Origin of the sequence: Streptomyces sp. BPTC-684 (assembly GCF_030028635.1) — a bacterium.
GTDB lineage: Bacteria > Actinomycetota > Actinomycetes > Streptomycetales > Streptomycetaceae > Streptomyces > Streptomyces noboritoensis.
In genome coordinates this window covers 6746439-6769906 of record NZ_CP124863.1, presented here as the reverse complement: position 1 = coordinate 6769906, position 23468 = coordinate 6746439, and the positions used below count along the sequence as shown (strand labels likewise).

Sequence of the window (23468 nt, the reverse complement as noted above, 5' to 3'; positions counted from 1 at the left end):
CGTCACGTCGGCACCCTCGCCCTCCTGGTTGCCGCCGACGACTGAGACAACTGCCGCTCGGTCCACCCTCGGCAGCGGAGCGGCCCACGGACGGGCGATACAAGAGCGCCCGCCACCGAGTTCACCCGACGGGCAACCCCCGGTCGGCGGGCTCTCGTTCGTGCCTGCACGATGAATTCGGCCCGCGGTGGCGGGTCAGGCGGCGTAGCCGAGGCTCAGGGTGGCCACGACGGGGGCGAGGTAGAGGACGGGGAAGACGACGGTCTTGTAGGAGCGTGCCCGTAGCACGGTGACGACCGCGCCGAGGAAGTACAGCACCAGGGCGATCCCGGCCGCGATGCCGAGGGCGGGAACCGCCAGGCCGACCAGCAGGCCTGCCGCGCCGGCTGCCTTGGCCAGCCCCAGCAGGGTCCACCAGGAGCGCGGGACGCCGTACTCGACGAGCGGCTGCGTCACGAAGTCGGCCCGGCGCAGCAGGGAGAATCCGGAGAAGCCGATCCAGGCTGCGGTGAGAACGGCGACGATGACGTAGGCGATGGACATGGGAGACTCCTATGCGTGGTGATGCGGCGGACGATCTGGAGCAAAGGGCCCGGCATCGCTGCGCGACCCCCTGCACCTCGCTGAACCGCGACAGCCCCCATGTGTGACACCACCGGCGTGGAAATCTCAAAAAGACGGTCGGCCTGCGCTCGCCGACTCGACAACCACGGCTGATGCGACTGACACATCGACGGGGAGGTGTCCGTCGACTCGACCGTCTGCCGCGCCCACCAGCACACAGCAGGGCCCCGCAGCCGCCACCTTCCACAACATGGTCATCCGATCGGCGCAGGAATGAACGACCCTGCGGGTGAGCGCGGCGGCGTTCGGCCAGGTGGCACGGCCCGGGGCTGCGAATCTCGAACCGGCTTCCGCCAGGTACTCCGCCGACTGCGGCACAAACGCCGATGCCCACCCCGTAGAAGACGGGGTGGGCATCGGCTCGGAGCGCTGGGCAGGCCTTGCACCTGCATCTCCCCGCAGGAAGCGGGATGTCTTTCCTTGGACCACCAACGCGTAACCGGAATTTGGCAGTTCTGCCGACCGGCTCAAGATCCATCTTACCCCAGTCCGTAGTCCGCTCAGGACCATCGCCCGCCCTGGACTGAACCGCCTCGATCCCAGCACCACCAGACCAAACCACGCGCAGCAACAACCGCCGCAGGGGCACCGATCAGACGATGCGTGCACGGCTCAGCCGTCGCGCCGGTCGAGGAAATGGCCGAGCGCTTCGCCGAGCCTTCCTACCAGCAAGCCATGGCGTACGTACAGACGTCACTCGCGGGGGAACTGGGAAGCGGAACCCGCGGGAGCCTGGTAGCCGGGTACGGGGAATGACAGGGAAATCGAGCCAGGGCATGATCACCCATGTGAACGATCCTCGCGAAGTGGTCGAGCAGTAGCTCGCCGCCTACAACAGCCACGATATCGACGCCTTCACCGCCACCTACGCCGAGGACGTCATAGTCCGTCGGCGCGACGGCAGCCGGCTGGAGGGACGTCACGCTCTGCGCGACTCGTACGCGCCCCAGTTCGCCGAGGGCCGCTGCCGCGCGGAGATCCTGGGACGGCTCAGCGAAGGCGACTGGGTGGTCGACCACGAACTCGCCCACGGTCTGGCCGACGAACCGATCCGCGTCCTGGTGGCCTACCGCGTGCGCGAAGGTCTCATCGACCGCGTCGACTTCCTCAACTGAGCGGCACGGTCCCGGACTGGCGACCGCCGCGCCGCGCCCCCACCTTGACGTGAAGATACTGAGAGCTGAGTGGCCGGCCCTGGCGAGGAATCAGAATTACCCGCGAACCCCTGGACCTCCTGCCCAGGGGTTCGCGTCAGCCTTCACCCCTCGACGACGACGTTCTCCGCCTGGGGGCCCTTGGGGCCCTGAGTGACGTCGTACGAGACGTGGTCGTCCTCCCGGAGTTCCTTGAACCCGCTGGTCTGGATCGCGGAGAAGTGGACGAACACGTCCGGGCCGCCGTCGTCCTGCGCGATGAAGCCGAAGCCCTTTTCCGCGTTGAACCACTTCACTTTGCCTGTTGCCACGCTGGTCTCCTTCAAAGGTTCCGGGCGCCGTCGGCGCACATGCGGAACCACCTCTGAACAGTGCTCAGGGCGGAGGGTACGGGTTCTCCGCGTCGACATGACGGGAAGGCTCCCCCCGATCGCCACTCAATCACTCGCAAAGGTGAACGTGAGGAGCGTTCGAGGGTTTTTCTGGATCAGCGTCAACCCTGGTCCGCCACGAAGGACGCCATCCGGGTCAGGGCCGAGTTCCAGTTGATGGTGTGCTCGTTCGTCGACCAGGACTGGATGTCGTCGATGTAGCAGAACTGACCCACGCAGCCCTGGAGTCTGCCCTGTGCGAAGGGGTCCTGGATGCTTGAGTTCGGGCCGCCGGCCAGGGTGCCGGCGGGTGGGTTCGGCTGGCTCGGGTCGAGCTGGTGGGCGTACCAGCGTGCGTGTTGGTTGTGGGAGTTGACCTCGCCGTAGCCCGTCACGTACGACGTGTTCAGCGCGTTGCGGCCGAGGATGTAGTCCATGCTCTGCACGGCGCCGTCCCGGTACCTGGATGCGCCGGTGATGTCGTAGGCGGTGGCGATGACGACGGCGTTGTGCAGGATCTGGTGGTTGGAGCCCCAGTCGTATTGGCTGCCGTCGGGGGCGTACGGGATACCGTACGGATGTGCCTTGAGCGTCGCCAGGTAGCGATCGGCGCCGTGCACGATCGACTGGCGCACCTTGTCCCGGCCGGGCAGCCTGCTCGGCACGGTCGCCAGGTCCAGCCGGGCCGCGGCCGCCGTCCTCGACCAGTCGTAGCCGAGGGAGCCGAAGATGTCGGCCTGGTGGACCGGGGAGCGCAGGACGTAGTCCTCGAACGTCCTCTCTCCCGTGGTGAGAAACAGCTCTGCGGCCGCCCAGTAGAACTCGTCGCTGACGTTGTCGTCGGCGTAGGTGCCGCCGCCGATGCCGTCGCTCGCGGAGGCATACATCCCGGGGTGCGCGAGGGCCGCCGTCCATGCCTTGCGGGCGGCCCGCAGCGCCTTGGCGGCGAAGGCCGGGTCGTACGGCCGGTACAGGCGGGCCGCCTGCGCGGCCGTCGCCGCCAGGTTGAGGGTCGCCGCGGTGGACGGCGGGTGCAGTTCGCGTTTTTGCGGGTCGTCGCTCGGCAGCAGCGGCAGGCCCGTCCACTTCTCGTCATGGATCTTGTGGTGGGCCATGCCGGCCAGGGGCTGTCCGTCGGGCACCTGCATCTTCAGCAGGAAGTCCAGCTCCCAGCGGACCTCGTCGAGGATGTCCGGCACCCCGTTGCCGCTCTCCGGGATGGCGAGAGTGCCGTCACCCAGCTCGGCGGGCTGTCCGGTGCGGGCGTGCAGGGAGCGTTCGTAGGTGCTCAGCAACTCCCAGGTGGCGATGCCTCCGTTGACGACGTACTTGCCCTGGTCGCCCGCGTCGTACCAGCCGCCGGTGACGTCGAGGGCGTAGTCGCAGACACCTGGCCGGCAGGGTACGGCTCCGTCGCCCTGGTTGGGTGCGACGTCCACGTGGCCGGCGGGGCGGGCGTATCCGGGCCGCAGGTCGTCGCGTATCGCGATGCCGCTGCGCTGCGTGTAGTAGTACTTCGCGGCGTCGAGGCGCAGCTTCTGGTAGGCGGCCGTGCCGATGTCGAACGGGCGGCTCGTCTGCCCGTCGGCGACCAGGGTGAAGCCCTGCCCCGGTTTGCGGTAGGCGCCGAAGTCGAGGGAGTGGACGTTCTGTGCGGACGAGGCGTCGACCCCTCGCGGGACCGTCCAGCCGCGGGCGACCACGGTGCCGTGGGCGTTCTTCAGCTGCCACGGGAGTTTCGTGGTCGCGTCGGTGACGAGCGTGGCGTTCTTCGGGCCGGTGGGAAGGTAGGCGACCTGGTTGACGCGTACGCGTGGCCCGGTGTCCGGTTCGTACTTCTCGGGCGGTACGCCCGCGAGCAGCGACGCGTCGTCCATGCAGAAGCGCCAGGGGTCCGCGCTGCCGCCGAGTTGGAAGGCGACCTGGCCCTGCGGGGTGTCGACGGGCGAGGTGAAGGTGTACGCGTACGCGTTGCCGGAGACGCTCAGCTGCGGCGTCACCTCGAAATACGTGTCGTACGGTGCCGAGGACAGGCCGACAACGGCCCGTACCTTGTGCCCCTCGGGGGCGCCGTCGGCGTAGAAGGAGAAGCGGTACGACTCCCCCTTCACCAGGGCGATGCCGTTTTGGCCGATGCCCACGTCCCAGGGGTTGGCGGTGCCGCCGGGCACGTCCGCGCAGAGTCGTCCGCCGGACAGGCCGGCGGTGACGTTGCCGGTCGTCCACCAGGGGTCGGTGGTGGTGTCGAAGGTGCCGTTCTTGAGCTGCTCGGTCTCGTCGGCTCCGGCGGGTGCGGAAGGCAGTGTGGTGAGGCCGGCCGCCAGGAGGGCGGCCAGGGACAGCAGCGTGGTTCTGTGTCGTTTCACGTCTGGGCTCCTCGGAGAGGATTCGGGTGCGACCAGAGCTGGTTGGCGGTGGCCCAGCAGTCCCAGATCTGCAGCAGGGATCCGTTGGCGGAGCCGCCGGCGTCCAGGCACTTGCCCGACTGCGGGTTGGTGATCGTGCCGTTCGGGTTGAACCGCCACTGCTGGGCACCGGTGCCGTTGCACGACCACAGCTGGACACGGGTGCCGTTCGCGCTACCGCCGCCGGAGACGTCCAGGCACTTGCCGGTGTGCGGGTTGACGACGGTGCCACCGGCCGCCGTCCACTGCTGGTTCCAGTCGCCGGAGCAGTCCCACAGTTGGACGGGGGTGCCGTCCGTGCTGCCCCGTCCGCTGAGGTCCAGGCAGCGTCCGCTCTGCTGTCCCACGATCGCGCTGCCCGTCGAGGCGCTCCCGTCAGGGGTGTAGGAGAAGTTCTTCACGCCCAGGCCAGGGCCGCCGACCCAGGGTTCGAAGCCGGCCTGCACGCTGGTCATGTACCAGGACGGTTGCAGGTAGCCGCGCGCCTTCGAATCGTCGGTGAAGTCCTTGATGTTCACCGTCAGGGAGTTGGTCGGCTGCTGCCTCACGTACGAGACGGTGTTCCAGGTGATGGTGACGCCGTCGGTGGTGCTGCTCTGCGGGCCGTACCACACGTCCCAGTTGGCGCCCTCCAGCCAGACGGTGTCGACCTTCTTGCCGTACGGCTGCGGAGGCCCGGCGTGGTTGGCCCAGATCATCAGCTCCTCACCGTCGTTCACCACGTTGGTGGAGGGCTTGGTGTCGAACCAGATGTCGTAGGCGGCGTCCCACTGGCCGTCGCCGGTGGTGGTGAAGTCCACGTGGGACTGCGGGTTGGTGAAGGACGACACCTGCTGCGGTAGGCCATTGCCGCTGGAGCAGTTGCCCCAGTGGCAGCCCGCGTAGATCGACGGATAGCCCGCCGGTGTGGGGCTGCCCGCCTTGTTGTGGTAGCCCGAGGTGTACGTGAAGCCGCCGTCGAAGGCGTCGACGCACTGCCCGATCGTGTCGCCCCACTCGTTGTTCTGGACGATGTACGTACCGCCCGACACGCGCTCGCTGCCGTACTGGTCGCAGAGGGGGCCGGCTGCCGACGCCGACGGCGCTGTCACCAGTGACAGCACGCCGAGGAGCACGGTGGCCAGCAGGCCCGCCATCGCCCCGGCTCCGCGCCGCGGCCACTTGGGTATGTCACGCACGGTGGTTTCCTCTCCGTCGCCCGGGCACGTCCCGCCGCACCCGGTGGGTCACTGTTGGTTGCTCTCCTCAGGGCCGGGGTTCGATCCGTACGGGGCAGCGCAGCATCCGCACCCCGTCGAGCCGCCGCTCCTCCCCGACCACCCGCAGCTTCCAGGTGTGCCGGACCGCTCCGCTGGAGGCCGCCAGGCGCAGTTCCAGCTCTCCGGGTTCGACGATGCGGTGCCCCGCCGTACCGCAGAAGCCGGCCAGTTCGGCGTCGAACCGGAACACCGCACGGGCGCTCTCGCCCGGTGCCAGCGGGATCCGCGCGTACCCCACGAGTCGCATGTCCGGCCGTGTCACCTGGGCCACCGGGTCGTGCAGATAGAGCTGCACGACCTCCGTGCCCGTACGCGCGCCGGTATTGCGGACCACGACAGCTACCTCCACTGCGACGTGCGCCGTCGTCTCGTCCGCGCCGGGGGCGATCGGCTCCGGTTCCCAGGCGAAGGACGTGTACGAGAGGCCGTGTCCGAACGGGTACAGCGGGGTGGGATCCAGGCTGCTGGCCTCGCCCGCGAGGCCGAGCGGCGGTTGCAGATACGTCCACGGCTGACCGCCGGGCCCGTGCGGAACGCTGACGGGCAGTCGGCCGGAGGGACACACCCGCCCCGACAGCACCCCGGTCACTGCCCCGGCTCCTTCCTCGCCGGGGAAGAAGGCGACGATCGTCGCGGCCAGGCGGTCGCTGTAGTCGCCCAGGGCGTAGGGCCGGCCCGCGAGCAGCACCAGGATCACCGGTGTACCCGTCTCCAACAGCGCGTCCAACAGCTCGCTCTGACGGCCCGGCAGGCGCAGATCTGCCGCGTCGCAGCCCTCTCCCGAGGTACCGCGCCCGAACAGCCCGGCGCGGTCGCCGAGCACCGCCACGCACACCTCGGCATCCGTCGCCGCACGCACGGCTGCCGCGAAGTCCTCTGTCTCTTCGCCGGCCACCGTGCAGCCTGCCGCGTACGTCACCGTGCTGCCGGTGAACTCCGCCCGCAGCGCCTCCAGCAGCGTCGGCACCTCGATGCCCATCGGCGTCCCGGGATGGTGCGGCCCCACGTGCATGGGGAAGGAGTAACAGCCCAGCATGGCCGCCGGGTCGTCGGCGAGCGGGCCGACGACGGCGATCCGGCGCGGCCCCGCCGCCAGGGGCAGCAGCCCGTGCGGATTGGCCAGGAGCACCACGGACTCCTCCGCGAGGCGGGCCGCCAGCTCCCGGTTGCCGGGCGGGTCGAGATCCACCGGACCGGGGGCCGGCTGCGGGTCCCAGTCCGCGTCCAGCAGGCCGAGTTCACACTTCTGCAGCAGCACCCGCCGCGCCGCGCGGTCCACCAACTCCTCGGCGACCAGGCCCGCTTCGACCGCCGTGACCAGCTCGGTGCCGTACGCGTGCACGGTCGGCAGTTCGACATCCACGCCGGCGGTCAGCGCGAGGACTGCCGCCTCCGGGACGTCTGCGGCGACCTTGTGCAGGGTCTGCAGGAAGGCGATGCCGAAGTAGTCGGCGACGACTGTTCCGGCGAACCCCCATCGCCCACGGAGCAGTTCGGTCAGCAGCCGCGGATCGGCCGCCGCCGGTACGCCGTCGATCTCGGCGTAGGAGTGCATGACGGACCGGGCACCGCCCTCGCGCAGCGCCAGCTCGAACGGCGGCAGCAGCACGTCGGCCAGTTCCCGCTGTCCGATCCGGGCGGGCGCCAGGTTGCGGGCCCCGGTCGAGGCGGAGTAGCCGACGAAGTGTTTGAGCGTGGCCACGACCCCGGCCGCCTCCAGGCCCCGTACGTACGCGGAGCCGATGGTGCCGACCAGACAGGGGTCCTCGCCGATGGTCTCCTCGACACGCCCCCAGCGTGGATCGCGCACCACGTCGAGGACGGGCGCGAGCCCCTGGTGGACGCCGACCTTGCGCAGGTCGCGCCCGATGGCGGCCGCCATCTCGGCCACCAGATCCGGGTCGAACGACGCGCCCCAGGCCAGTGGCACCGGATAGCAGGTGGCGCCCCAGGCCGCGAACCCGGCCAGGCACTCCTCGTGGGCCGTCGCGGGGATGGCGAACCGGTTGGCGGCGGTGATCTGGCGCTGCGCGCGGGCCAGTGCCTGCGCGCCGAGTGCCGGGTCGACGGGGGCGGTGCCGAAGGGGCGGGTCAACTGGCCGAGACCGAGCGGGATCAGCGCCTCCCAGTCGACCTCGGCCGGAAGGTTGTCGTGCATGTGCGGGGCGACCCCGCCGCCCTCCGGGTCCGCGCCGACCCAGACGCCGTACAGCTGCGCGGCCTTCTCCGGCAGGGTCATCCGCTCAAGGAGCGCGGCGACCCGCTGCTCGGCGGACAGCGAGACGTCATTCCAGGGGGGCGGGGCAGGACAGGGGGCGTCGACCGGCAGGTGTGCCGACATGGTGGCGGTCATCCTCGTGTTCGGGGACCTCGGCGGGCGGCCCGCTCGCAGGTCCGAAGGGCGGTAGGTCATCGGTAGGCGCGCGTGGTCAGCCCTTCAGGGCGCCCTGCATCAGGCCGCCGACGATGCGCCGGCCGAACACCAGGAAGAGGAGCAGCAGGGGCAGGGTGCCGAGGAGCGCGCCCGCCATGATCACCGACTGGTCGGGGACGTATCCCTGGGCCAGTTTGACCATCGCCACCTGCACCGTCGGGTTCTCGGAGGTGAGCACGACGAAGGGCCAGAAGAAGTCGTTCCAGGACTGTACGAACGTGATCAGGAACAGCACCAGCATCGCGGGCCGGGCCACCGGCAGGACTATGTGCCAGAAGATCCGGTGGGAGCCCGCGCCGTCCACGCGGGCGGCCTCGATGAGTTCGTCGGGCAGTGCCTCGGCGAGGTACTGGCGCATGAAGAACACACCGACCGCGCTGACCAGCGTCGGGGCGATCACCGCGGGCAGGTGGTCGTACCAGCCCAGCGAGGTCATGATCTGGAACAGCGGGATCACACTGAGCTGGGGCGGCACGGCGGTGGTGGCGATGACGACCACCAGCAGGACGGTACGGAAGCGGAACCGCAGCTTGGCGAAGGCGAATCCGGCCAGTGTGGAGAACAGCACGGTGGACAGCGCCACCGATCCGGACACCACGAAGGAGTTGAGCACCGCCTTGCCCAGGTCGGCCTCCCGCCAGGCGGTGTGCAGATGGCTGATCAGGTTGCCGCCCGGCAGCAGCGGCGGGTCCGCCTGGTTGATGGCCTGGCTGGAGGTCGAGGCGGCGACGATCGTCCAGTACAGGGGGAAGAGCGAGATCACGGCCATCAGAGCGAGCAGCAGGTAGGCGACCGGGCCGGCGTGCGCTTGGCGCCCGGCACCGGGCCTGAACAGCGGCCGCGAGCGGCGGCGGGAGCGGGGGTGGCGGTCCTCGGGGCGGGATACCGTCACCGGCTGCCGGGTGCTGGTGGTCTCCGTCGGTGCGCTCACGGCGTCATCCCTTCCTTGCACGGCGCGAGACGACCGCCTGGACCAGTGCGATCACGACGATCAGCAGGAACATCAGCCAGGCCAGCGCCGAGGCGCGCCCGGCGTTCCCGTTCGCCCAACCCGTCTGGTAGAGCAGCAGGCCGAGCGTCTGGTACTGACCGTTCGCGCCACCCCCCACGGCCTGGGAGCCACCTCCGAAGATCAGCGGTTCGCCGAACAGCTGGATGCTGCCGATGGTGGAGATCACGATCGTGAAGACGATGGTGGGGCGGATACCGGGGATGGTCACGTTGAGGAACTGCTGCCAGCGGGAGGCGCCGTCCAGCGCCGCCGCCTCGTAGCGCTCCTGTGGGATGGCCTGCATGGCGGCCAGGTACAGCAGCGCGTTGTAGCCGGTCCAGCGCCAGATGACGATGGCCGAGACGGCCAGCTGGGAGGAGAGGGTGCCGCTCTCCCAGTCGACCCGGCCCAGGCCCAGGCCCTCAAGGGCCCAGTTCGTCAGGCCGAAGTCCCGGCTGAAGGCGAACTGGAAGAACAGCGCGGCGGCACCGATGGAGGTGGCGTACGGCACCAGCGACGCCACGCGCCAGATCAGCGCGCCGCGCAGCCGGTAGTTCAGCAGGTGTGCCAGGCCGAGCGCCATCAGCAGTTGCGGAACCGCGGAGATGAGCCCGAGGGAGAAGGTGTTGCGCAGCGCCTTCCAGAACTGGGGGCTGGTGAGCAGTTCGCTGTAGTGCGCGAACCCGGTCCAGGTCGGCGCGTTCAGGTCGACGAGCTGCACGTCGTGCAGCGACAGCCAGGCGGTGTAGAGCAGGGGGTAGAGGCCGAACGCACCGAACAGCACGAAGAACGGCGCCACATACGCGTACGGGGTGGCCTTGAGGTCCCAGCGGTAGCGTCGGCTGCGCCGTGCCGTGCGCCGCGCATCGGGTGAGGTGGTGGCCGTGTGGGCGGATGCCATGGGGGCCCTCAGTCCTTCCCGATGGCGGACTTGATCTCGCTCATGGCCTGCCGCCAGGACTTGTCCGGGTCCATGCCCTGCTGCTCGACCCGGGTCAGGCCGGTGGAGATGGCGTTGGTGATGATGCCCTGATCGGGACCGATGTTCAGGGTGGGCATGCTCTTGGCGGCGTCGCCGAAGATCTGCCCGACGGGAGCATTGGTGAAGTACGGGTTACGGGTGCCGGCGACCGCGGGGTCGGCGGCGGTGGTCCGGGAGGACGGGAAGTTGCCCGCGGTGGCGCTGGCGAAGACCTTGGCCTGCTGGGCCGGAGCGGTCAGCCAGGCGGCGAGCTTCTCGGCCTCGTCCTTGACCTTGCTGTTCTTCGGAACGGTCAGGAACGAGCCGCCCCAGTTGGAGGGGGCGGGGGCCTTGGCGATGTCCCACTTGCCCTCGCCCGAGGGCCCGGAGTTCTGGGAGATCTGGCCGAGCATCCAGGACGGGCACACCACGGTGGCGAACTTGGCGGCCGAGAACGACTTGCGCCAGTTCGCCTGGAACTGCTGCAACTTGGCGGTCATTCCCGAGGTGTTGGCCCGGGCGGCCAGGTCGTAGGCCCGTCTGACGCCGGGGTTGCTGTCGTGGACCAGCCTGCCGGAGGCGTCGTAGTAGGACGTGATCTGCCCGAAGATCATGGCGTTGTAGAGGCCGTTGCCGGTGTCCATGAAACGCAGGCTCTTGTCCTTGGTCTGCTTCTGGAACCTCTCGCCGACCTCCACGTACTTCGCCCAGTCCCCCGCCCACAGTGCGCCGACGGCGGTGCGGTCGGTGGGCAGCCCGGCCTGCTGGAACAGGTCCTTGCGGTAACAGACGGCCATCGGGCCGATGTCGGTCCCCAGACCGAGCACCTTGCCGTCCTCGGTCTTGGCCTGGGCCCACTTCCACGGATAGAACGAGCCGGGCTGCACACCCGGAGCGTGCGAGAGGTCGGTGAACATGCCGGCCTTCTTCCCGGCGATGGTGCGGATGCGGCCCACCTCGATACTGACGATGTCCCCCAGGCCCTGACCGCTGCTCAGCTTGGGCTGCAGGGCCTGCCAGTAGGTGGTCTCGTCGGCGGCGTTGTCTTCCTTGATGGTGATGTTCGGGTGGAGCTTCTCGTACTCCTCGAACAACCCCGACTTGTTGAAGCCCATGTTGGAGAAGGTGGAGATCCGGACGGTGACCTTTCCGGACGCCGAGCCGCTGGAGCCGCCGCAGCCCGTGGCGGCGAGGGCCAGTACCAGCGCCGGGGCTGCGGCGGCCGTGGTGACTCGCCAAGTTCTGCCAGATGTCATCGAGGCACCTTCCATAGCTGCCGAAACTTTCGGTATGTTTCTCTGAACCAGTTCGGGCAACGTAGGGCACTCGCACAGCAGCGTCAACGGATATTTCGGGCAGGCCACAGGGAGGCCTCGGGGGTCCGCTACCGAGTCCGGTGGGCACAAAACTTGCCGAAACACTCGGAGTTGTTGCGCGTATGCTGGCCACGACGAGCCGACACAGAGACGAGGTCACCCATGCCCGGCCGACGGAGCAGCAGCGCAACGACGGTCGCGTCCGGGGCCGCCGCTCCCGCCGCCCGTGTCACCATCGCCGAGATCGCCCGTGAGGCCGGGGTGTCGGCACCGACGGTCTCCAAGGTCCTCAACGGCCACGACCAGGTGGCGCCGGAGACCCGGGCCCGCGTCGAAGAACTGCTGAGGCGGCACAACTACCTGCGCCGCCGCGCCCGTCCGAAGAAGACGGTCGGACTGATCGACCTGGTCATCCGCGAGGTGGACAGCCTGTGGGCGGGCGAGGTGATGCAGGGGGTGCAGGGCGCGGCGGCCGAGCACGGCGCCGAGGTGGTGGTGACCGCGACCCACGGGACCACCGCTCAAACCCTGCGCTGGCTGGACAACGTGTCCAAGCGCGGCTCCGACGGGATCATCCTGGCGGTCACGGACCTCACCCCGGCGCAGCGCAAGCAAGTCAACGCCCTGGACATCCCGTTGGCCGTGGTCGACCCGGTCGGCAGCCCCGACGCCGCGGTGCCGACGGTCGGCGCGACGAACTGGCAGGGCGGCATGGCCGCGACCCAGCACCTGCTCGATCTGGGACACCGCAGGATCGGCATCCTGCAGGGCCTGGAGGAGGCTCTGTGCGCGCGGGCGCGCCTCGACGGATACCGCGCGGCACTTGAGGGGGCGGGCATCGCGGTCGACCCGGCACTCCAGCAGCCCGGCGACTTCTACTACACCACCGGGTTCTCCGGCATGCGCAACCTGCTCGCCCTCCCGAAGCCGCCCACCGCGGTCTTCGCGAGCAGCGATCTGATGGCCCTGGGCGCGTACGAGGCGATCCGGCAGGCCGGGCTGCGGGTGGCGACCGACGTGAGCATCGTCGGCTTCGACGACGTCCCGAACGCCGCCTGGGCCTCCCCGCCGCTGACCACGGTGCGCCAGCCGTTGCGCGAGATGGCGGCCCTCGCTGCCCGGATCGTGTTGCAGGGCGTGGACACGGTACTGCCCGGCCCCACGCTGCGGATGGAGCTGGCCACGCACCTGGTCGTCCGGGAGAGCACCGGGGCCGCACCCGGCGTGTCCACCACCTGAGCCCCACCTCCCGGGGCACCGACGCGGCTGCATGCCGGCCCTACTGCTGCAGAACACGTCGAAACTTTCGAGCCGACGATGTCATCGAGAGGTCTTCTCAGGCTGATTGAGGTTGCGGGTGCGCGGTCTGTTGACGCCAAGGGAGGGTGCTCCTATGGTCCGTCACGCAAGTCGGGAATGATTCCGAAACTTTCGGATGGCGGCGTGCCCCGCCCTGCCCGGGCACGCCGCCGGACCCCACCCACCCCCACCCGGAAGAAGGGGAAGAGATGGCCACCCGCACACCCATCGACCCACCTCCTCAGCGTCGGCCTCGACACTCACGCACCCGCACCGCACTTGTCGTCGGCACAGCGGCCCTGCTCGCCGCAGTCGGTGCCCCCGCGCTCGCAGGCACCGCCCAGACCGCCAGTACCCTCGGCGCCGCGGCCGCCGAGCAGGGCCGCTACTTCGGCGCCGCCGTCGCCGCGTACCACCTGGGCGAAGCTCCGTACGCCTCGACGCTGGACACCGAGTTCAGCTCCGTGACGCCGGAGAACGAGATGAAGTGGGACGCCACCGAGCCCACTCGCGGCGGTTTCACCTTCGGCTCCGCCGACCAGATCGTGAACCACGCCCGGAACAGGGGCATGAAGGTCCGCGGGCACACCCTGGTGTGGTACTCCCAGCTGCCCGGTTGGGTCGGCAACCTCGGCACGGCCGACCTCAGATCCGCGATGAACAACCACATCACCCAGGTCATGCAGCACTACCAGGGCAGGATCCACTCCTGGGACGTCGTCAACGAGGCCTTCCAGGACGGCGACAGCGGCGCCCGGCGCAGTTCCCCCTTCCAGGACAAGCTCGGCGACGGCTACATCGAGGAGGCGTTCCGCACCGCCCGCGCCGCCGACCCGGCCGCCAAACTCTGCTACAACGACTACAACATCGACGGCGTCAACGCGAAGAGCAACGCCGTCTACAACCTGGTCAGGGACTTCAAGGCGCGCGGTGTGCCGATCGACTGCGTCGGCTTCCAGTCCCACTTCAACAGCGCCTCCCCGGTCCCCTCCGACTACAGGGAGAACCTGCAGCGCTTCGCCGACCTCCACGTCGACGTGCAGATCACCGAGCTGGACATCGAGGGTTCGGGCACGGCACAGGCCGACAACTACAGCAATGCGGTGAGGGCCTGTCTGGCGGTGTCGCGCTGCACCGGCATCACCGTCTGGGGTGTCACCGACAAGTACTCCTGGCGTGCCGGAGCAACGCCGCTGCTCTTCGACGACAACTACAACAAGAAGCCCGCGTACAACGCGGTGCTGGCCGCACTCGGCGGCGGCAGCCCCGGCACCGCCGCCTGCACGGCCACCTACAGCGGAGCCGAGGAATGGAGTGACCGCTTCAACGGCAAGGTCACCATCACCGCGGGCAGTTCCGCGATCAGCAACTGGACCACCACCGTCACCGTCACACCCCCGCAGAAAATCTCCGCCACCTGGAACGGCTCACCCACCTGGGACACCAGTGGCAACGTCATGACGATGAGGCCGAACGGCAACGGCAACCTGGCCGCCGGAGCCTCGACGAGCTTCGGCTTCACCGTCATGAGGAACGGCACCAGCACGCCCCCTGTGCTCGGCTCCTGCACCGCATCCTGACCGACCCGCACGCCCTTGTACGTGTCCGGTGCGACGCCCACGCCGCCCGCGCCGGACACGGCTGCCGGGAGCGGACGTTCGCGGATGCCGGACATGCGGCCGCGGCAAACCCCCGGGGCTACCAGGGCACGATCGGCCCTTGGTGATCAAGGAAGTGGAGACCGCTCTTCCCTTGGTGGCGATCGATCGTCTCCGCCACCCCGGGCACGCTCTCCGCCACGCCGAGATCGGCGTCGGGTCCGCCGAGTTCGGTGCGGACCCAGCCCGGGTCCATGAGCAGCAGCGTCCGCGTGTCATCGGCGTGCCGGGCGGCGTAACTGCGCATCAGCTGGTTCAGCGCGGACTTGCCGGCCCGGTACAGGTCCTGCCCGCCTTTGGTGTTCAAGGCGATGCTTCCCTGGTCGGAGGACATGACGCCGATGGTCCCGGCCGGGGCGACCAGCGGGCCGAGGGCACTTCGGCCGGGCGGCACAGGCGTTGTTCATCGCACAGCCGGTCCTGAGTCGGCAGATCCGCGCGTTCGAGCAGGAGCTGGGATGCACCCTGTTCACGCGGACCACGCGCAGCGTCGAACTGACCCCTGCCGGCTGCGCGCACGTGGAATACCTTCGACGACTCGGGGCTGCACACCGTCCCCATCGGCCACGACACCAAGGTCGCGGCTGAAGCACTCATTGTCAGGTGGCGGTGGGCCGTGTTACTTCCACGAGGCGGACGGAGGAGAAGCACCAGCGGAGCCAGTCTCCGGGCCAGGATGCGGATCGGTGGGGGTGCACGCCGGGACTCCCTTCCCGGCGACACCCCCGCGAAGGTGGGGCTGCCTGGGACGGTAGCCGGGGCAGACCGATCCCCCGCGGTGGGCCCTGTAGCGGCGAGGGACGTCCCGGCGAGGAGCCCGGCAACCGCCATCGACGCGGCCGCAGCCGACACCCTTCACTTGCGCATGCGTCTCCTTGTGGGAAGGGCAGTGCGGTGCGCGGACGAGCATCCGAGAACTGCACCAGCCTCGCGTGGACGCAGAACAGCCTGCACAGCGTATCCACTGAGCTACACAGAGCACCTATCCCCCATCGCGGTGAGCGCCGCATGGCCACAGGACACCGCATCGTCCGCACTCCCGGAGCGGCTGGCCAGCAGGGCGTACCGCAGGACGAAAGCTGGGCCCGGGGGCGTCGTTGACGGTCCATACCGGCCGGAGACAGAGGCCGGTGAGCTCGTACGCTTCGTGCAGCCCGTCATCGTCCGGCAGCGATCGCGAGATCACCAGCCTGCTCGCGCGGTTACCGCAGCGTGCCGGCCGTCACTTCGCGCACAGGGCGGTGTCGACGAGCCGCTTGACGTTGTCGGTCTCCTTACCGCTGGGCGGGCTGAGGGCGGTGACGGCGACGGCGACGGCGACGAGCGTGGAGTAGCCGGGGATGCCACCGCTGTGGCCCCAACTCAGCCCGCCGCAGCTCAGCGGCGTGCTCACCAGCCCAAGGCCGAACCGGATGCCGGAACCCGGCTGGAAGTCGTCGGGGACCGCGACGGTGGTACGCATCTGGGCGAGCTGGGCGGGCTTGAGGAGCTTGCCGCCGACCAGGGCGGAGAAGAAGCGGGTCAGGTCACTGGGGGTCGAGATCATCTGCCCGGCGGCCCAGCCCCAGGAGGGGGCCAGCTCCGTGACGTCATCCAGCGGCGCTCCGGGCTTCGACGCGTAGTAGCCCTTGGGGTGGGCTTCTCGGATCCGCTCCTCGCCCACGCCGGGGAAGTAGGTGTGACGCAGCCCGATGCGGTCGATGACCCGCCGGGTGATCTGCTCGGCGATCGGGCGGCCGGTGACCTTCTCGACGAGGAGGCCGGCCAGGACGTAGTTGGTGTTGCTGTACGACCAGCTGGTGCCGGGGGCGAAGAGCGCCTTGTGGGCCAGTGCCGTGTCGAGCAGCGTGCGGGGCTGGTAGTAGGTGTGGCGGCGGCCCACGCCGTAGAGGGCGTCGCCGGTCATGGACTCGGTGTAGTCGGGCAGTCCGCTGGTGTGCTGAAGCAACTGGCGCACGGTGATGTCGCGGCCGTCGATGCCGTCGCCGCGCACCAGGTCGGGCAGGTACCGCTCGATGGGGGCGTCCAGGGCGACCTTGCCCTCGCCAACGAGCTGGAGGACGACCGTGGCGGTGAACGCCTTGGTGTTGCTCCCCATCCTGACCTGCCCGTCGACCGGCACCTTCGCCCCGGTCCTCACATCCCCGACCCCCGCGGTGTGATCGCGGGTACGCCCGTCACTGTCGACGATGGCCGCCAGGGCGGCGGGGTACTGGTCCTCGGTCACCAGCCGCTCCAGGCCCTCGTGTACGGCATCACGGGAGCTGTGGGACTCCGCTGCCGCGGGTAACGTGCCGGCTGCGGCCAGGGCGGCAGCCACCACGGCCGGCACCGCGGCTGCCCGCCGCGGCCCGCGCCGTGATGTGGTGTGAACACGCGGGGACTTCTGAGCATGGTCGAACATGGACGAACTCCCTTGTGCAGCCTGTTGGTTGCCTCGGAAAACCGGATGCGTCCAGCCTGCGCGTCCAAGATCCACTGAACCAACCGGGCCGCACGCCCATGCAACGTAGGGACAACCCCCCACTCCTTTGCCCGGCGGGCGAGCCCGTGGTCGCGAACCGGCCGGGCCAAGGCCCCTGTGGCCAAATCGCAACATTGCGTCGTTAGGGTGGCGGAAGCAGGGCAGAGCGGCCGGGGAGATCCGGGGCTGGGACGAGGAGTGCGGGCAGAGTGTGGGACGGTGCGGCGGCCGACGGGCCCGGACGGCTGATCGCGGGGCGCTATCGACTCCTGGAGCAGATCGGCCGCGGCGGTATGGGCACCGTATGGCGGGTCGAGGACGAGCTGCTCGGCCGCCACGTCGCACTGAAGAAGGTGCACTTTCCACCGCACCTCGGCGAGGACGAGCGCGCCACGCTCCATGAGCGCACCCGTCGCGAGGCGCGCAGCGCGGCCCGTATCACGCACCGCAACGTCGTGGTGGTGCACGACGTCGTCGAGGATGCGGGGCTGCCGTGCATCGTCATGGAGTACGTGCCGTCCCGCACGCTCGGTGACGTACTGAAGAACGACGGTCCGGTGGATCCCGGGGAGGCCGCCCGGATCGGCCGGGCCATGACCGCCGCCCTGCGAGCCGCGCACGCCGCCGGGGTCCTGCACCGCGACGTCAAACCCGCCAATGTGCTGCTCGGGGCCGACGGACGGGTGGTCCTGACGGACTTCGGCATCGCGATCGCCTCCGGCACGTCCACGCTCACGCGCACCGGCGAGCTGGTGGGCTCCATCGACTACTGCGCCCCGGAGCGGGTCAAGGGTGCGCCGCCCGGCCCGGCCGGGGACCTGTGGGCGCTGGGCGCCACTCTCTACCAGGCGGTGGAGGGGCGGCCCCCGTTCCGCCGGAGCACGCCGATAGAGACCGCGTACGCGATCGCCACCGACCCGCTGGAGCCGCCGCGTCACGGCGGTCCGCTGACCCCGCTGATCACGCAGCTGCTGGCCAAGGAGCCCGAGGACCGCCCCACGGCCGAGACCGTCCAGGCACGGCTTCGGGAGTCGACATGGCCGCACGATCCGGCGCCTGGTCCTGCGGGCCGCGCTGCCCGTACGAAACCCGCTGCCCAGGTGCCCGACCGCCCGGGCACGGCGGCGACGGCGGTCCTCTCCCCCGACGCGGGCGAGGACACGTCTGCCCGTGGTCGCGCGGGGCGCCGGACGGCCGCCTGGGCGGTGGTCTCGACGGTCCTGGCCGCCGCGGCGCTCGGCGGCACCTACCTGGCCCTGCACGATACGGGCCGCACCGCCGCGAGCGACGCCCCCTCTCCGAGCACCTCCGCCTCCCGGGCCACCGGGCCCTCGTCGGTGCCGAAGGGCTACCGGCTGGTCGAGGAGAAAACGTTCGGCCTCTCGTTTCCGGTTCCCGACGGCTGGACCCGCAAGAAGCTCGACGACGACGCCGAGGGGGTCGCGTACATCGACCCGACCGGGATGGCGAGCCTGCGGATCGCCGCGCTCGACTTCGCGAGCACCGATCCCCTCCAGCGCTGGAAGGACGACGAGGCAAGATCCATCAAGCAGGGCAAGCTGCCCGGCTACCGTCAGCTGCGGATGCAGAGCACCACCTACCAGCAGCGTCCGGCGGCGATCTGGGAGTTCACCTGGCAGGGCAGAGCACGCCAGTGGCGCGCGGTGGACCTCGGGTTCGGCAACCCGGGCGGCACGGAGTACGCGATCTACCTCTCGGCGCCGGCCGCCGACTGGGACCGGTACAAGCCGGTCTTCGACCACGTACGCGACGGCTTCCGCCTGCCCGGCCAAGCACGGTAACCAGGATCGGTGTACACCGCCGCACTGGCCATGGACACGCACAGCGCACCTTCGCAGGCGGGCACGATCCGCCACGTGACGCGATCGCCTACGGTCCGCTGATCGGGCAGCTTGTCCGGCGCTTCACTGTCGGCCGTCGGCCGGACCGGAGGCCACCCCGTGCCGAGGTCTTCCGCGGAGCGAAACCGCACTCCAGGTCCGGCCGGCCAACCGATCAGGCACGGCAGCGCAGCATCTCCAGCGGCGGGTGCGCGAGGAGGTCCGCCCAGAAGTCCTCGCCGAACTCACGGATGCCGGCTTCGGACACCGTCAGCGGAACCCACTCGACCTCACCGAACCCGGCCGCCCGCAGACACTCCTCGTAGACCTCGCGGCGCGGGGCACTACTGACGATGCTGATCGGCTGCGGGTCGAGGAGAGCCGTGACCCGCACCCGCGTGCCCGTCTCGATCTCCTCGCCGGTCGGCTCGCAGAGGAAGCCGTACTTGTCCAGGGACGGACAGTCGAACCGGTAGTCGGGCTTCTGGGCGAGCACGAAGAACTCCCCGCCCGGCACCAGGTTCCGGTGGATGTTGCGGCACATCCGCTCCATCACCGCGATGTCCTCGGCGTAGTTGAGGCACTGCACCCCCAACGCGATGTCGAAGGGCCGGGCGAGAGGCTGTAGTTCAGCCACGTCACCGACCTCGTAACGCACACCCAGCGGGTCACGCTGCTCGATCTCCCGCGCGGCCGCGATCATCTCGACCGAGATGTCGACGCCGAAGACATCCGCGGCGCCGCGCCGCTTGAACTCCCTGCTGTAGAAACCGGTGCCGCACGCCAGGTCGAGGACCGACTTGCCGCGCACGTCCCCGACCAGGCCCAGGAAGCTCGGCACCTCCCCGAAACGCATCAACGGCAGGGACTTGAACCCCTCGAACGCCTCGCCGATCTCGTCGTACTGCTGCACGCTCACGTGCCGTCCCCTCCTGTGGTTCATCCTGTACGTGGCCACGCCGGCCCTGCGAGCCCAGAGGCCCGCCAGGTCGTCGCGGCAGTGGCAGAAAGTCTCCACCGCCCCTCACCGGCCGCCGTACTGGCAGATGACACAAAGAAGTTGGCCGGCGGCCCTCGTATCACCCAACATCACCGGCGCACCCTGGCAGGGCAGCGCGGGGCCGGGTGACGGTATGTTGTCGCGAGGAGCTGCGACTGTCGACGGCATGACGATCACCGATGAGGGCTGCCTCCCCGAGACCCTGGCGTTCAACGAGCAGTTCGAGGCCGCCGCCGCAAACCGTCCAGCTCGTGTGCAGGCGCCGAGCGCGGCCACGCTGGCACTCCTGCGGCGCAACCGGCTCGGCGGTGACGTACCACCGATAAGGCTGCCGTACGGCCGAGACCGTGTCGTTGAGGGCAGGGTGAAGGCACGGGTCTTCGTGCCGGACCACGTCGACGGCGTATACCTACACATCCGCGGAGGCGGCTGGGTGTTCGGGTCCGCGGACGGACAGGACGATCCTCGACGGGGACACCCGGCCCGTCGTCGGTGACACGCACGCCGCCGTCCGGCGTGAGAGTGCCGTCGACAGAGCGGGCGCGGCCGTGCCAGGAGCTCGTTCACCGCCCGGCCGACGACCTCGAACACCGGTTGATGCAGGCCGCGTTGACGGGTCGAGCCGACATACATCCAGGGCCGCTTCCGGATGGCTTCGCACCCTTCCAGCACTTGGATACGGGTGGCTTCGTACGTGTTGGCGGCGGGCGGTGGCCCATTTCCCTCTCTTGTGGCGCATGCGCGAGGGAGGGAGGTTGGGCTCCGGCCGAGTCGTGGAGCAATGGACGCAGGGAGATGTCTGCGATGGGTGACCTCACAGAAGCCGTGATGGATGCGCGGTACCGGAACTCGTTCGGCCGGATCGCCGGCTATCTGCCGGAGAACCGGCAGGCGGTCGAGGCCTGGCTGACGGGCTTCGCGGGCCAGGCCCTGGAGCGCAAGGAGGAACTCAGCTCATCAGTGGCCGCCTTGAAGCAGGTGATCAAGGCCGATGGCAGCATCCAGATGCTGGTCGACGGCATGCTCGAAAAGCTCCCGCGACAACTCCGGTTCTTTGAGGGCATCGACCACCTGCTGAAGTGCGTGGACCAGGTCATCACCACCGCACCCGAGTACCACCCCGACCCGAACGAGCGGATCCTCTTCCCGCTCTCGGCCCTGTTCGCCCCTCTGTCGCTGACCCCGCCCGGCGCGGCCGTGCTGCGTATGCCCGCGTTCAACACCGCGCTGCGCAACGTCCTCAAGGCGTGGTGTGTGTTCCTGGACAGCGCGCAGAGCCGGTATGTCCTCACCGAGACGGGCAACGGGTGGCTGGCCGCACAATCGGTCGAACAGAACAAGCTGGATCAGTACGTGATCCCCGACCGCACCGCGGAGCACTGGGGCTTCGCCTCCTTCAACGACTTCTTCCACCGTAAGGTCAAGCCCGAGGCCCGCCCGATCGCCACGGACCCGAACGCCGTCATCGCGTCCGGCGACGCCGCATACGTCCGCGTCGATCAGAACGTCGGGAAGAGTGCCGGGAAGAGCGCCGGATTCCCCCTCAAAGGGCAGGGTTACACGCTGGCCGAGATGTTCAACCACCATGCCTACGCCGACCAGTTCATCGGCGCGAGCGTGGTCCAGCTCGTCCCTCCCGCCATGGGCTACCACCGCTGGCACTCCCCTGTCGACGGCGTCGTACGGCACGTGGAGACCATTCCGGGCCAGGTGTTCAGCGTCGCCGAGTCTTCCGGCCCCGCCCTCGCTGCTCAAGACGTCTCGTTCAGCGCCGAGGTGGCGGCCAACACCCGGGGCCTGATCTTCATCGAGAGCACCGCGCCGCGGATCGGCATGGTGGCCCTGGTGCCCGTCGGCATGAGCGAAGTCTCCTCGGTCACCATCACGGCGAACCAGGGCCAAGAGGTCAAGAAGGGTGATGAAATCGGCTACTTCAGCTATGGCGGCTCCGACATCGTCATGGTGTTCCAAAAGCAGAGCAACGTCACCGTTCTCCCGAACGCGGACAAGCACTACCGCGTCGGCGAGCAGATCGCCCTCGCGCACCTCACTTCCTAGCCCGCACCTGATGCAATCGGCAGACCGTTTGCTTTTCAGGCCCGCTGCGTAGAGCGTCTGGATGCGTACGACGCGGTCGACCGCCCACTCGCCATAGTCCTAGTGACCGCCGGGGGTACGTCACCTCGCACGACGGCGACTTGAACCTGACACCCGTGTCAACTTCTCACATGCCGACATCGCGAGCACGTCGTACATGGAGGAACAGCGATGGGTGAGTTGACCGGCAAGGTGGCCCTGGTGACCGGCGGCAGCCGGGGGATCGGCGCGGCGATAGCGAAGCGGCTGGCTGACGCGGGAGCGGCGGTCGCGCTGACCTACGTCCAGGCAGCGGACCAAGCACACGAGGTGGTCAAGCAGATCGAGGCCGATGGCGGCAGGGCTTCGGCCATCCAGGCCGACCTGGCCCGTCCGCCGGACGCGGCGGAGGCGGTGGAGCAGACGGTACGGGAGTGGGGCCGCCTCGACATCCTGGTGAACAACGCGGGCTTTCTCACCTACGGCCCGCTGGCGGAGGTGTCCGCCGCGGAACTGGACCGGGTGCTCGCCGTGGACGTCCGGTCGGTGTTCCTGGCCGCCCAGGCCGCCGCCCGGCACATGGGCGACGGCGGGCGGATCATCAGCATCGGCTCGTGCTTCAACGGGCGCGTTCCCGGCTCGAACTTCGTCCTGCAGGCCATGGCCAAATCCGCACTCATCGGGCTGACCAAGGGACTTGCCCGGGAGCTGGGGCCGCGCGGGATCACCGCCACCATCGTGGATCCGGGCCCGATCGACACCGACATGAACCCGGCCGACGGCGACACCGCCGCCTTCCAGCGCTCCCTCACCGCCCTGGGGCACTACGGCGAGGCCGAGGACATCGCCGACGCGGTCACCTATCTGGCGGGCCCCGGCGGCCGCTACATCACCGGCACCGCCCTCGCTGTGGACGGCGGCTACACCACCTGACAACAAGGCGCCCGTGGCCCCAACGACGGAGTCTCCGGGCAGACACCTCCGGTCACGCCGGGAATCCCCGAGCGTGACCGGAGACGCAGGTAGGTGCGGGTCCGCCGGGCTTACGCGAGGTGCAGCTGGGTCACCTTGCCGTCGATCCAGCTGACCTTCACGTAGAAGTTCTTGTACTCCACGATGCCGTTCTTGCCGTTGGCCTCGACGACCTCGCTGATCCGGCCGTTGGCGTAGATGTCGCCCCGGTAGTGGTTGGGGCCTACGTAGTAGACCCTGATGACGCTGCCGTCCTTGAGGGTGGCCGTACGGACGAGCTCCTCGTTGCTGACGTAGATCTCGCCGCTGCTGGAAGAGAACTTGATCTGCCGGCCCTTGTACTCGATGACCGAGGTCCCCTGGAAGGCGGTTCCGGTGGCGACGACCTTGCCGTCCTGATCGACGACTTCGACGCGGGTCATGTCGTTGCCGGTCTCGTACACCTTCACGAGTTCCATCTTCGCGTCGGCCGGGGCCTTCGGGTTGGGCGGTGCTACTGATGAGGAATCTATTGATCACGTATGACCGCAATTTCACGTCTACGTCACCAAATATCAACAGGAAACGGGCTAGGTTCCGCTGTTTCGTTCGAACGTGATACCTCCCGATCCCACGGCCCACGGCTTTTCGGTACGTCGGTGCC

17 protein-coding genes and 4 pseudogenes are annotated in these 23468 nt (G+C 69.2%); 8 read left to right on the top strand and 13 right to left on the bottom strand.

Annotated features, from left to right (window positions below; all coding sequences use genetic code 11):
• Nucleotides 1-195: 195 nt before the first annotated feature.
• Nucleotides 196-543, bottom strand: coding sequence for a DoxX family protein (locus QIY60_RS30340; protein ID WP_283145367.1), 348 nt, complete (start codon nt 541-543; stop codon nt 196-198).
• A 917-nt stretch (nt 544-1460) separates the two neighbouring features.
• Here QIY60_RS30340 and QIY60_RS30335 point away from each other — a divergent pair.
• A pseudogene (locus QIY60_RS30335) lies at nt 1461-1739 on the top strand (nuclear transport factor 2 family protein); the annotation flags it as partial.
• Between the two features lie 143 nt (nt 1740-1882).
• Here QIY60_RS30335 and QIY60_RS30330 read toward each other — a convergent pair.
• The 7 genes from QIY60_RS30330 to QIY60_RS30300 form a co-directional block, all read right to left on the bottom strand.
• A complete protein-coding gene (locus tag QIY60_RS30330) occupies nt 1883-2089 on the bottom strand; it encodes a cold-shock protein (RefSeq protein ID WP_283145366.1) in 207 nt (68 codons plus the stop codon).
• A gap of 182 nt (nt 2090-2271) precedes the next feature.
• Nucleotides 2272-4515 (bottom strand): glycoside hydrolase family 9 protein, encoded by a 2244-nt coding sequence (locus QIY60_RS30325; RefSeq protein ID WP_283145365.1) that lies wholly within the window; start codon nt 4513-4515, stop codon nt 2272-2274.
• Nucleotides 4512-5732 (bottom strand): RICIN domain-containing protein, encoded by a 1221-nt coding sequence (locus QIY60_RS30320; RefSeq protein ID WP_283145364.1) that lies wholly within the window; start codon nt 5730-5732, stop codon nt 4512-4514. The genes QIY60_RS30325 and QIY60_RS30320 overlap by 4 nt, the downstream gene beginning before the upstream one ends.
• 67 nt (nt 5733-5799) lie before the next feature.
• Nucleotides 5800-8154 (bottom strand): glycoside hydrolase family 3 N-terminal domain-containing protein, encoded by a 2355-nt coding sequence (locus QIY60_RS30315; RefSeq protein WP_283145363.1) that lies wholly within the window; start codon nt 8152-8154, stop codon nt 5800-5802.
• A gap of 88 nt (nt 8155-8242) precedes the next feature.
• Nucleotides 8243-9139, bottom strand: a complete 897-nt coding sequence (locus tag QIY60_RS30310; protein WP_283146121.1) for a carbohydrate ABC transporter permease — start codon at nt 9137-9139, stop codon at nt 8243-8245.
• Nucleotides 9140-9182: 43 nt separating this feature from the next.
• Nucleotides 9183-10139, bottom strand: coding sequence for a sugar ABC transporter permease (locus QIY60_RS30305; RefSeq protein ID WP_283145362.1), 957 nt, complete (start codon nt 10137-10139; stop codon nt 9183-9185).
• Between the two features lie 8 nt (nt 10140-10147).
• The gene (locus tag QIY60_RS30300; protein ID WP_283145361.1) at nt 10148-11455 is read right to left on the bottom strand and encodes an extracellular solute-binding protein; all 1308 of its coding nucleotides are present in this window, start codon (nt 11453-11455) and stop codon (nt 10148-10150) included.
• Between the two features lie 222 nt (nt 11456-11677).
• On the opposite strand from QIY60_RS30300, the gene QIY60_RS30295 reads away from it, so the two are divergent.
• Both QIY60_RS30295 and QIY60_RS30290 read left to right on the top strand, forming a co-directional pair.
• Nucleotides 11678-12754 (top strand): LacI family DNA-binding transcriptional regulator, encoded by a 1077-nt coding sequence (locus QIY60_RS30295; protein WP_283145360.1) that lies wholly within the window; start codon nt 11678-11680, stop codon nt 12752-12754.
• Between the two features lie 269 nt (nt 12755-13023).
• Complete coding sequence (locus QIY60_RS30290; RefSeq protein ID WP_283145359.1) at nt 13024-14394, top strand: endo-1,4-beta-xylanase; 1371 nt, start codon at nt 13024-13026, stop codon at nt 14392-14394.
• Between the two features lie 118 nt (nt 14395-14512).
• On the opposite strand, the pseudogene QIY60_RS30285 reads toward QIY60_RS30290, so the two are convergent.
• Nucleotides 14513-14845, bottom strand: a pseudogene (locus QIY60_RS30285) (3-oxoacyl-ACP reductase); the annotation flags it as partial.
• A 2-nt stretch (nt 14846-14847) separates the two neighbouring features.
• Here QIY60_RS30285 and QIY60_RS30280 point away from each other — a divergent pair.
• Nucleotides 14848-14982 (top strand): annotated as a pseudogene (locus QIY60_RS30280) (LysR family transcriptional regulator); the annotation flags it as partial.
• Nucleotides 14983-15694: 712 nt separating this feature from the next.
• On the opposite strand, the gene QIY60_RS30275 reads toward QIY60_RS30280, so the two are convergent.
• On the bottom strand, nt 15695-16876 hold the full coding sequence (locus tag QIY60_RS30275) for a serine hydrolase domain-containing protein (RefSeq protein WP_283145358.1): 1182 nt from the start codon (nt 16874-16876) through the stop codon (nt 15695-15697).
• Between the two features lie 269 nt (nt 16877-17145).
• Between QIY60_RS30275 and QIY60_RS30270 the strand changes: the two genes are divergently transcribed.
• Nucleotides 17146-18738, top strand: a complete 1593-nt coding sequence (locus QIY60_RS30270) for a serine/threonine-protein kinase (RefSeq protein ID WP_283145357.1) — start codon at nt 17146-17148, stop codon at nt 18736-18738.
• Nucleotides 18739-18952: 214 nt separating this feature from the next.
• On the opposite strand, the gene QIY60_RS30265 is transcribed toward QIY60_RS30270, so the two are convergent.
• Nucleotides 18953-19696 carry a class I SAM-dependent methyltransferase gene (locus tag QIY60_RS30265; RefSeq protein ID WP_283145356.1) on the bottom strand — a complete coding sequence of 248 codons (744 nt, stop codon included), beginning with the start codon at nt 19694-19696 and terminating at the stop codon, nt 18953-18955.
• 247 nt (nt 19697-19943) lie between these two features.
• On the opposite strand from QIY60_RS30265, the gene QIY60_RS30260 reads away from it, so the two are divergent.
• A complete protein-coding gene (locus QIY60_RS30260; RefSeq protein ID WP_283145355.1) occupies nt 19944-20273 on the top strand; it encodes a hypothetical protein in 330 nt (109 codons plus the stop codon).
• 308 nt (nt 20274-20581) lie between these two features.
• Nucleotides 20582-21835, top strand: a complete 1254-nt coding sequence (locus QIY60_RS30255; protein ID WP_283145354.1) for a phosphatidylserine decarboxylase family protein — start codon at nt 20582-20584, stop codon at nt 21833-21835.
• 18 nt (nt 21836-21853) lie between these two features.
• Here the strand turns inward: QIY60_RS30255 and QIY60_RS32815 are convergent.
• A pseudogene (locus tag QIY60_RS32815) lies at nt 21854-21955 on the bottom strand (MerR family transcriptional regulator); the annotation flags it as partial.
• A gap of 90 nt (nt 21956-22045) precedes the next feature.
• On the opposite strand from QIY60_RS32815, the gene QIY60_RS30250 reads away from it, so the two are divergent.
• On the top strand, nt 22046-22786 hold the full coding sequence (locus QIY60_RS30250; RefSeq protein WP_283145353.1) for a 3-oxoacyl-ACP reductase family protein: 741 nt from the start codon (nt 22046-22048) through the stop codon (nt 22784-22786).
• 110 nt (nt 22787-22896) lie between these two features.
• On the opposite strand, the gene QIY60_RS30245 is transcribed toward QIY60_RS30250, so the two are convergent.
• Nucleotides 22897-23274 (bottom strand): hypothetical protein, encoded by a 378-nt coding sequence (locus QIY60_RS30245; protein WP_283145352.1) that lies wholly within the window; start codon nt 23272-23274, stop codon nt 22897-22899.
• Between the last annotated feature and the right edge of the window lie 194 nt (nt 23275-23468).

Excerpts from the sequence above, each read along its gene's own strand:
- QIY60_RS30340 (WP_283145367.1), bottom strand. The coding sequence starts at position 543 with ATGTCCATCGCCTACGTCATCGTCGCCGTTCTCACCGCAGCCTGGATC.
- QIY60_RS30315 (WP_283145363.1), bottom strand. The coding sequence starts at position 8,154 with ATGTCGGCACACCTGCCGGTCGACGCCCCCTGTCCTGCCCCGCCCCCC.
- QIY60_RS30305 (WP_283145362.1), bottom strand. The coding sequence starts at position 10,139 with ATGGCATCCGCCCACACGGCCACCACCTCACCCGATGCGCGGCGCACG.
- QIY60_RS30300 (WP_283145361.1), bottom strand. The coding sequence starts at position 11,455 with ATGACATCTGGCAGAACTTGGCGAGTCACCACGGCCGCCGCAGCCCCG.
- QIY60_RS30295 (WP_283145360.1), top strand. The coding sequence starts at position 11,678 with ATGCCCGGCCGACGGAGCAGCAGCGCAACGACGGTCGCGTCCGGGGCC.
- QIY60_RS30290 (WP_283145359.1), top strand. The coding sequence starts at position 13,024 with ATGGCCACCCGCACACCCATCGACCCACCTCCTCAGCGTCGGCCTCGA.
- QIY60_RS30275 (WP_283145358.1), bottom strand. The coding sequence starts at position 16,876 with ATGTTCGACCATGCTCAGAAGTCCCCGCGTGTTCACACCACATCACGG.
- QIY60_RS30260 (WP_283145355.1), top strand. The coding sequence starts at position 19,944 with ATGACGATCACCGATGAGGGCTGCCTCCCCGAGACCCTGGCGTTCAAC.
- QIY60_RS30255 (WP_283145354.1), top strand. The coding sequence starts at position 20,582 with ATGGGTGACCTCACAGAAGCCGTGATGGATGCGCGGTACCGGAACTCG.
- QIY60_RS30250 (WP_283145353.1), top strand. The coding sequence starts at position 22,046 with ATGGGTGAGTTGACCGGCAAGGTGGCCCTGGTGACCGGCGGCAGCCGG.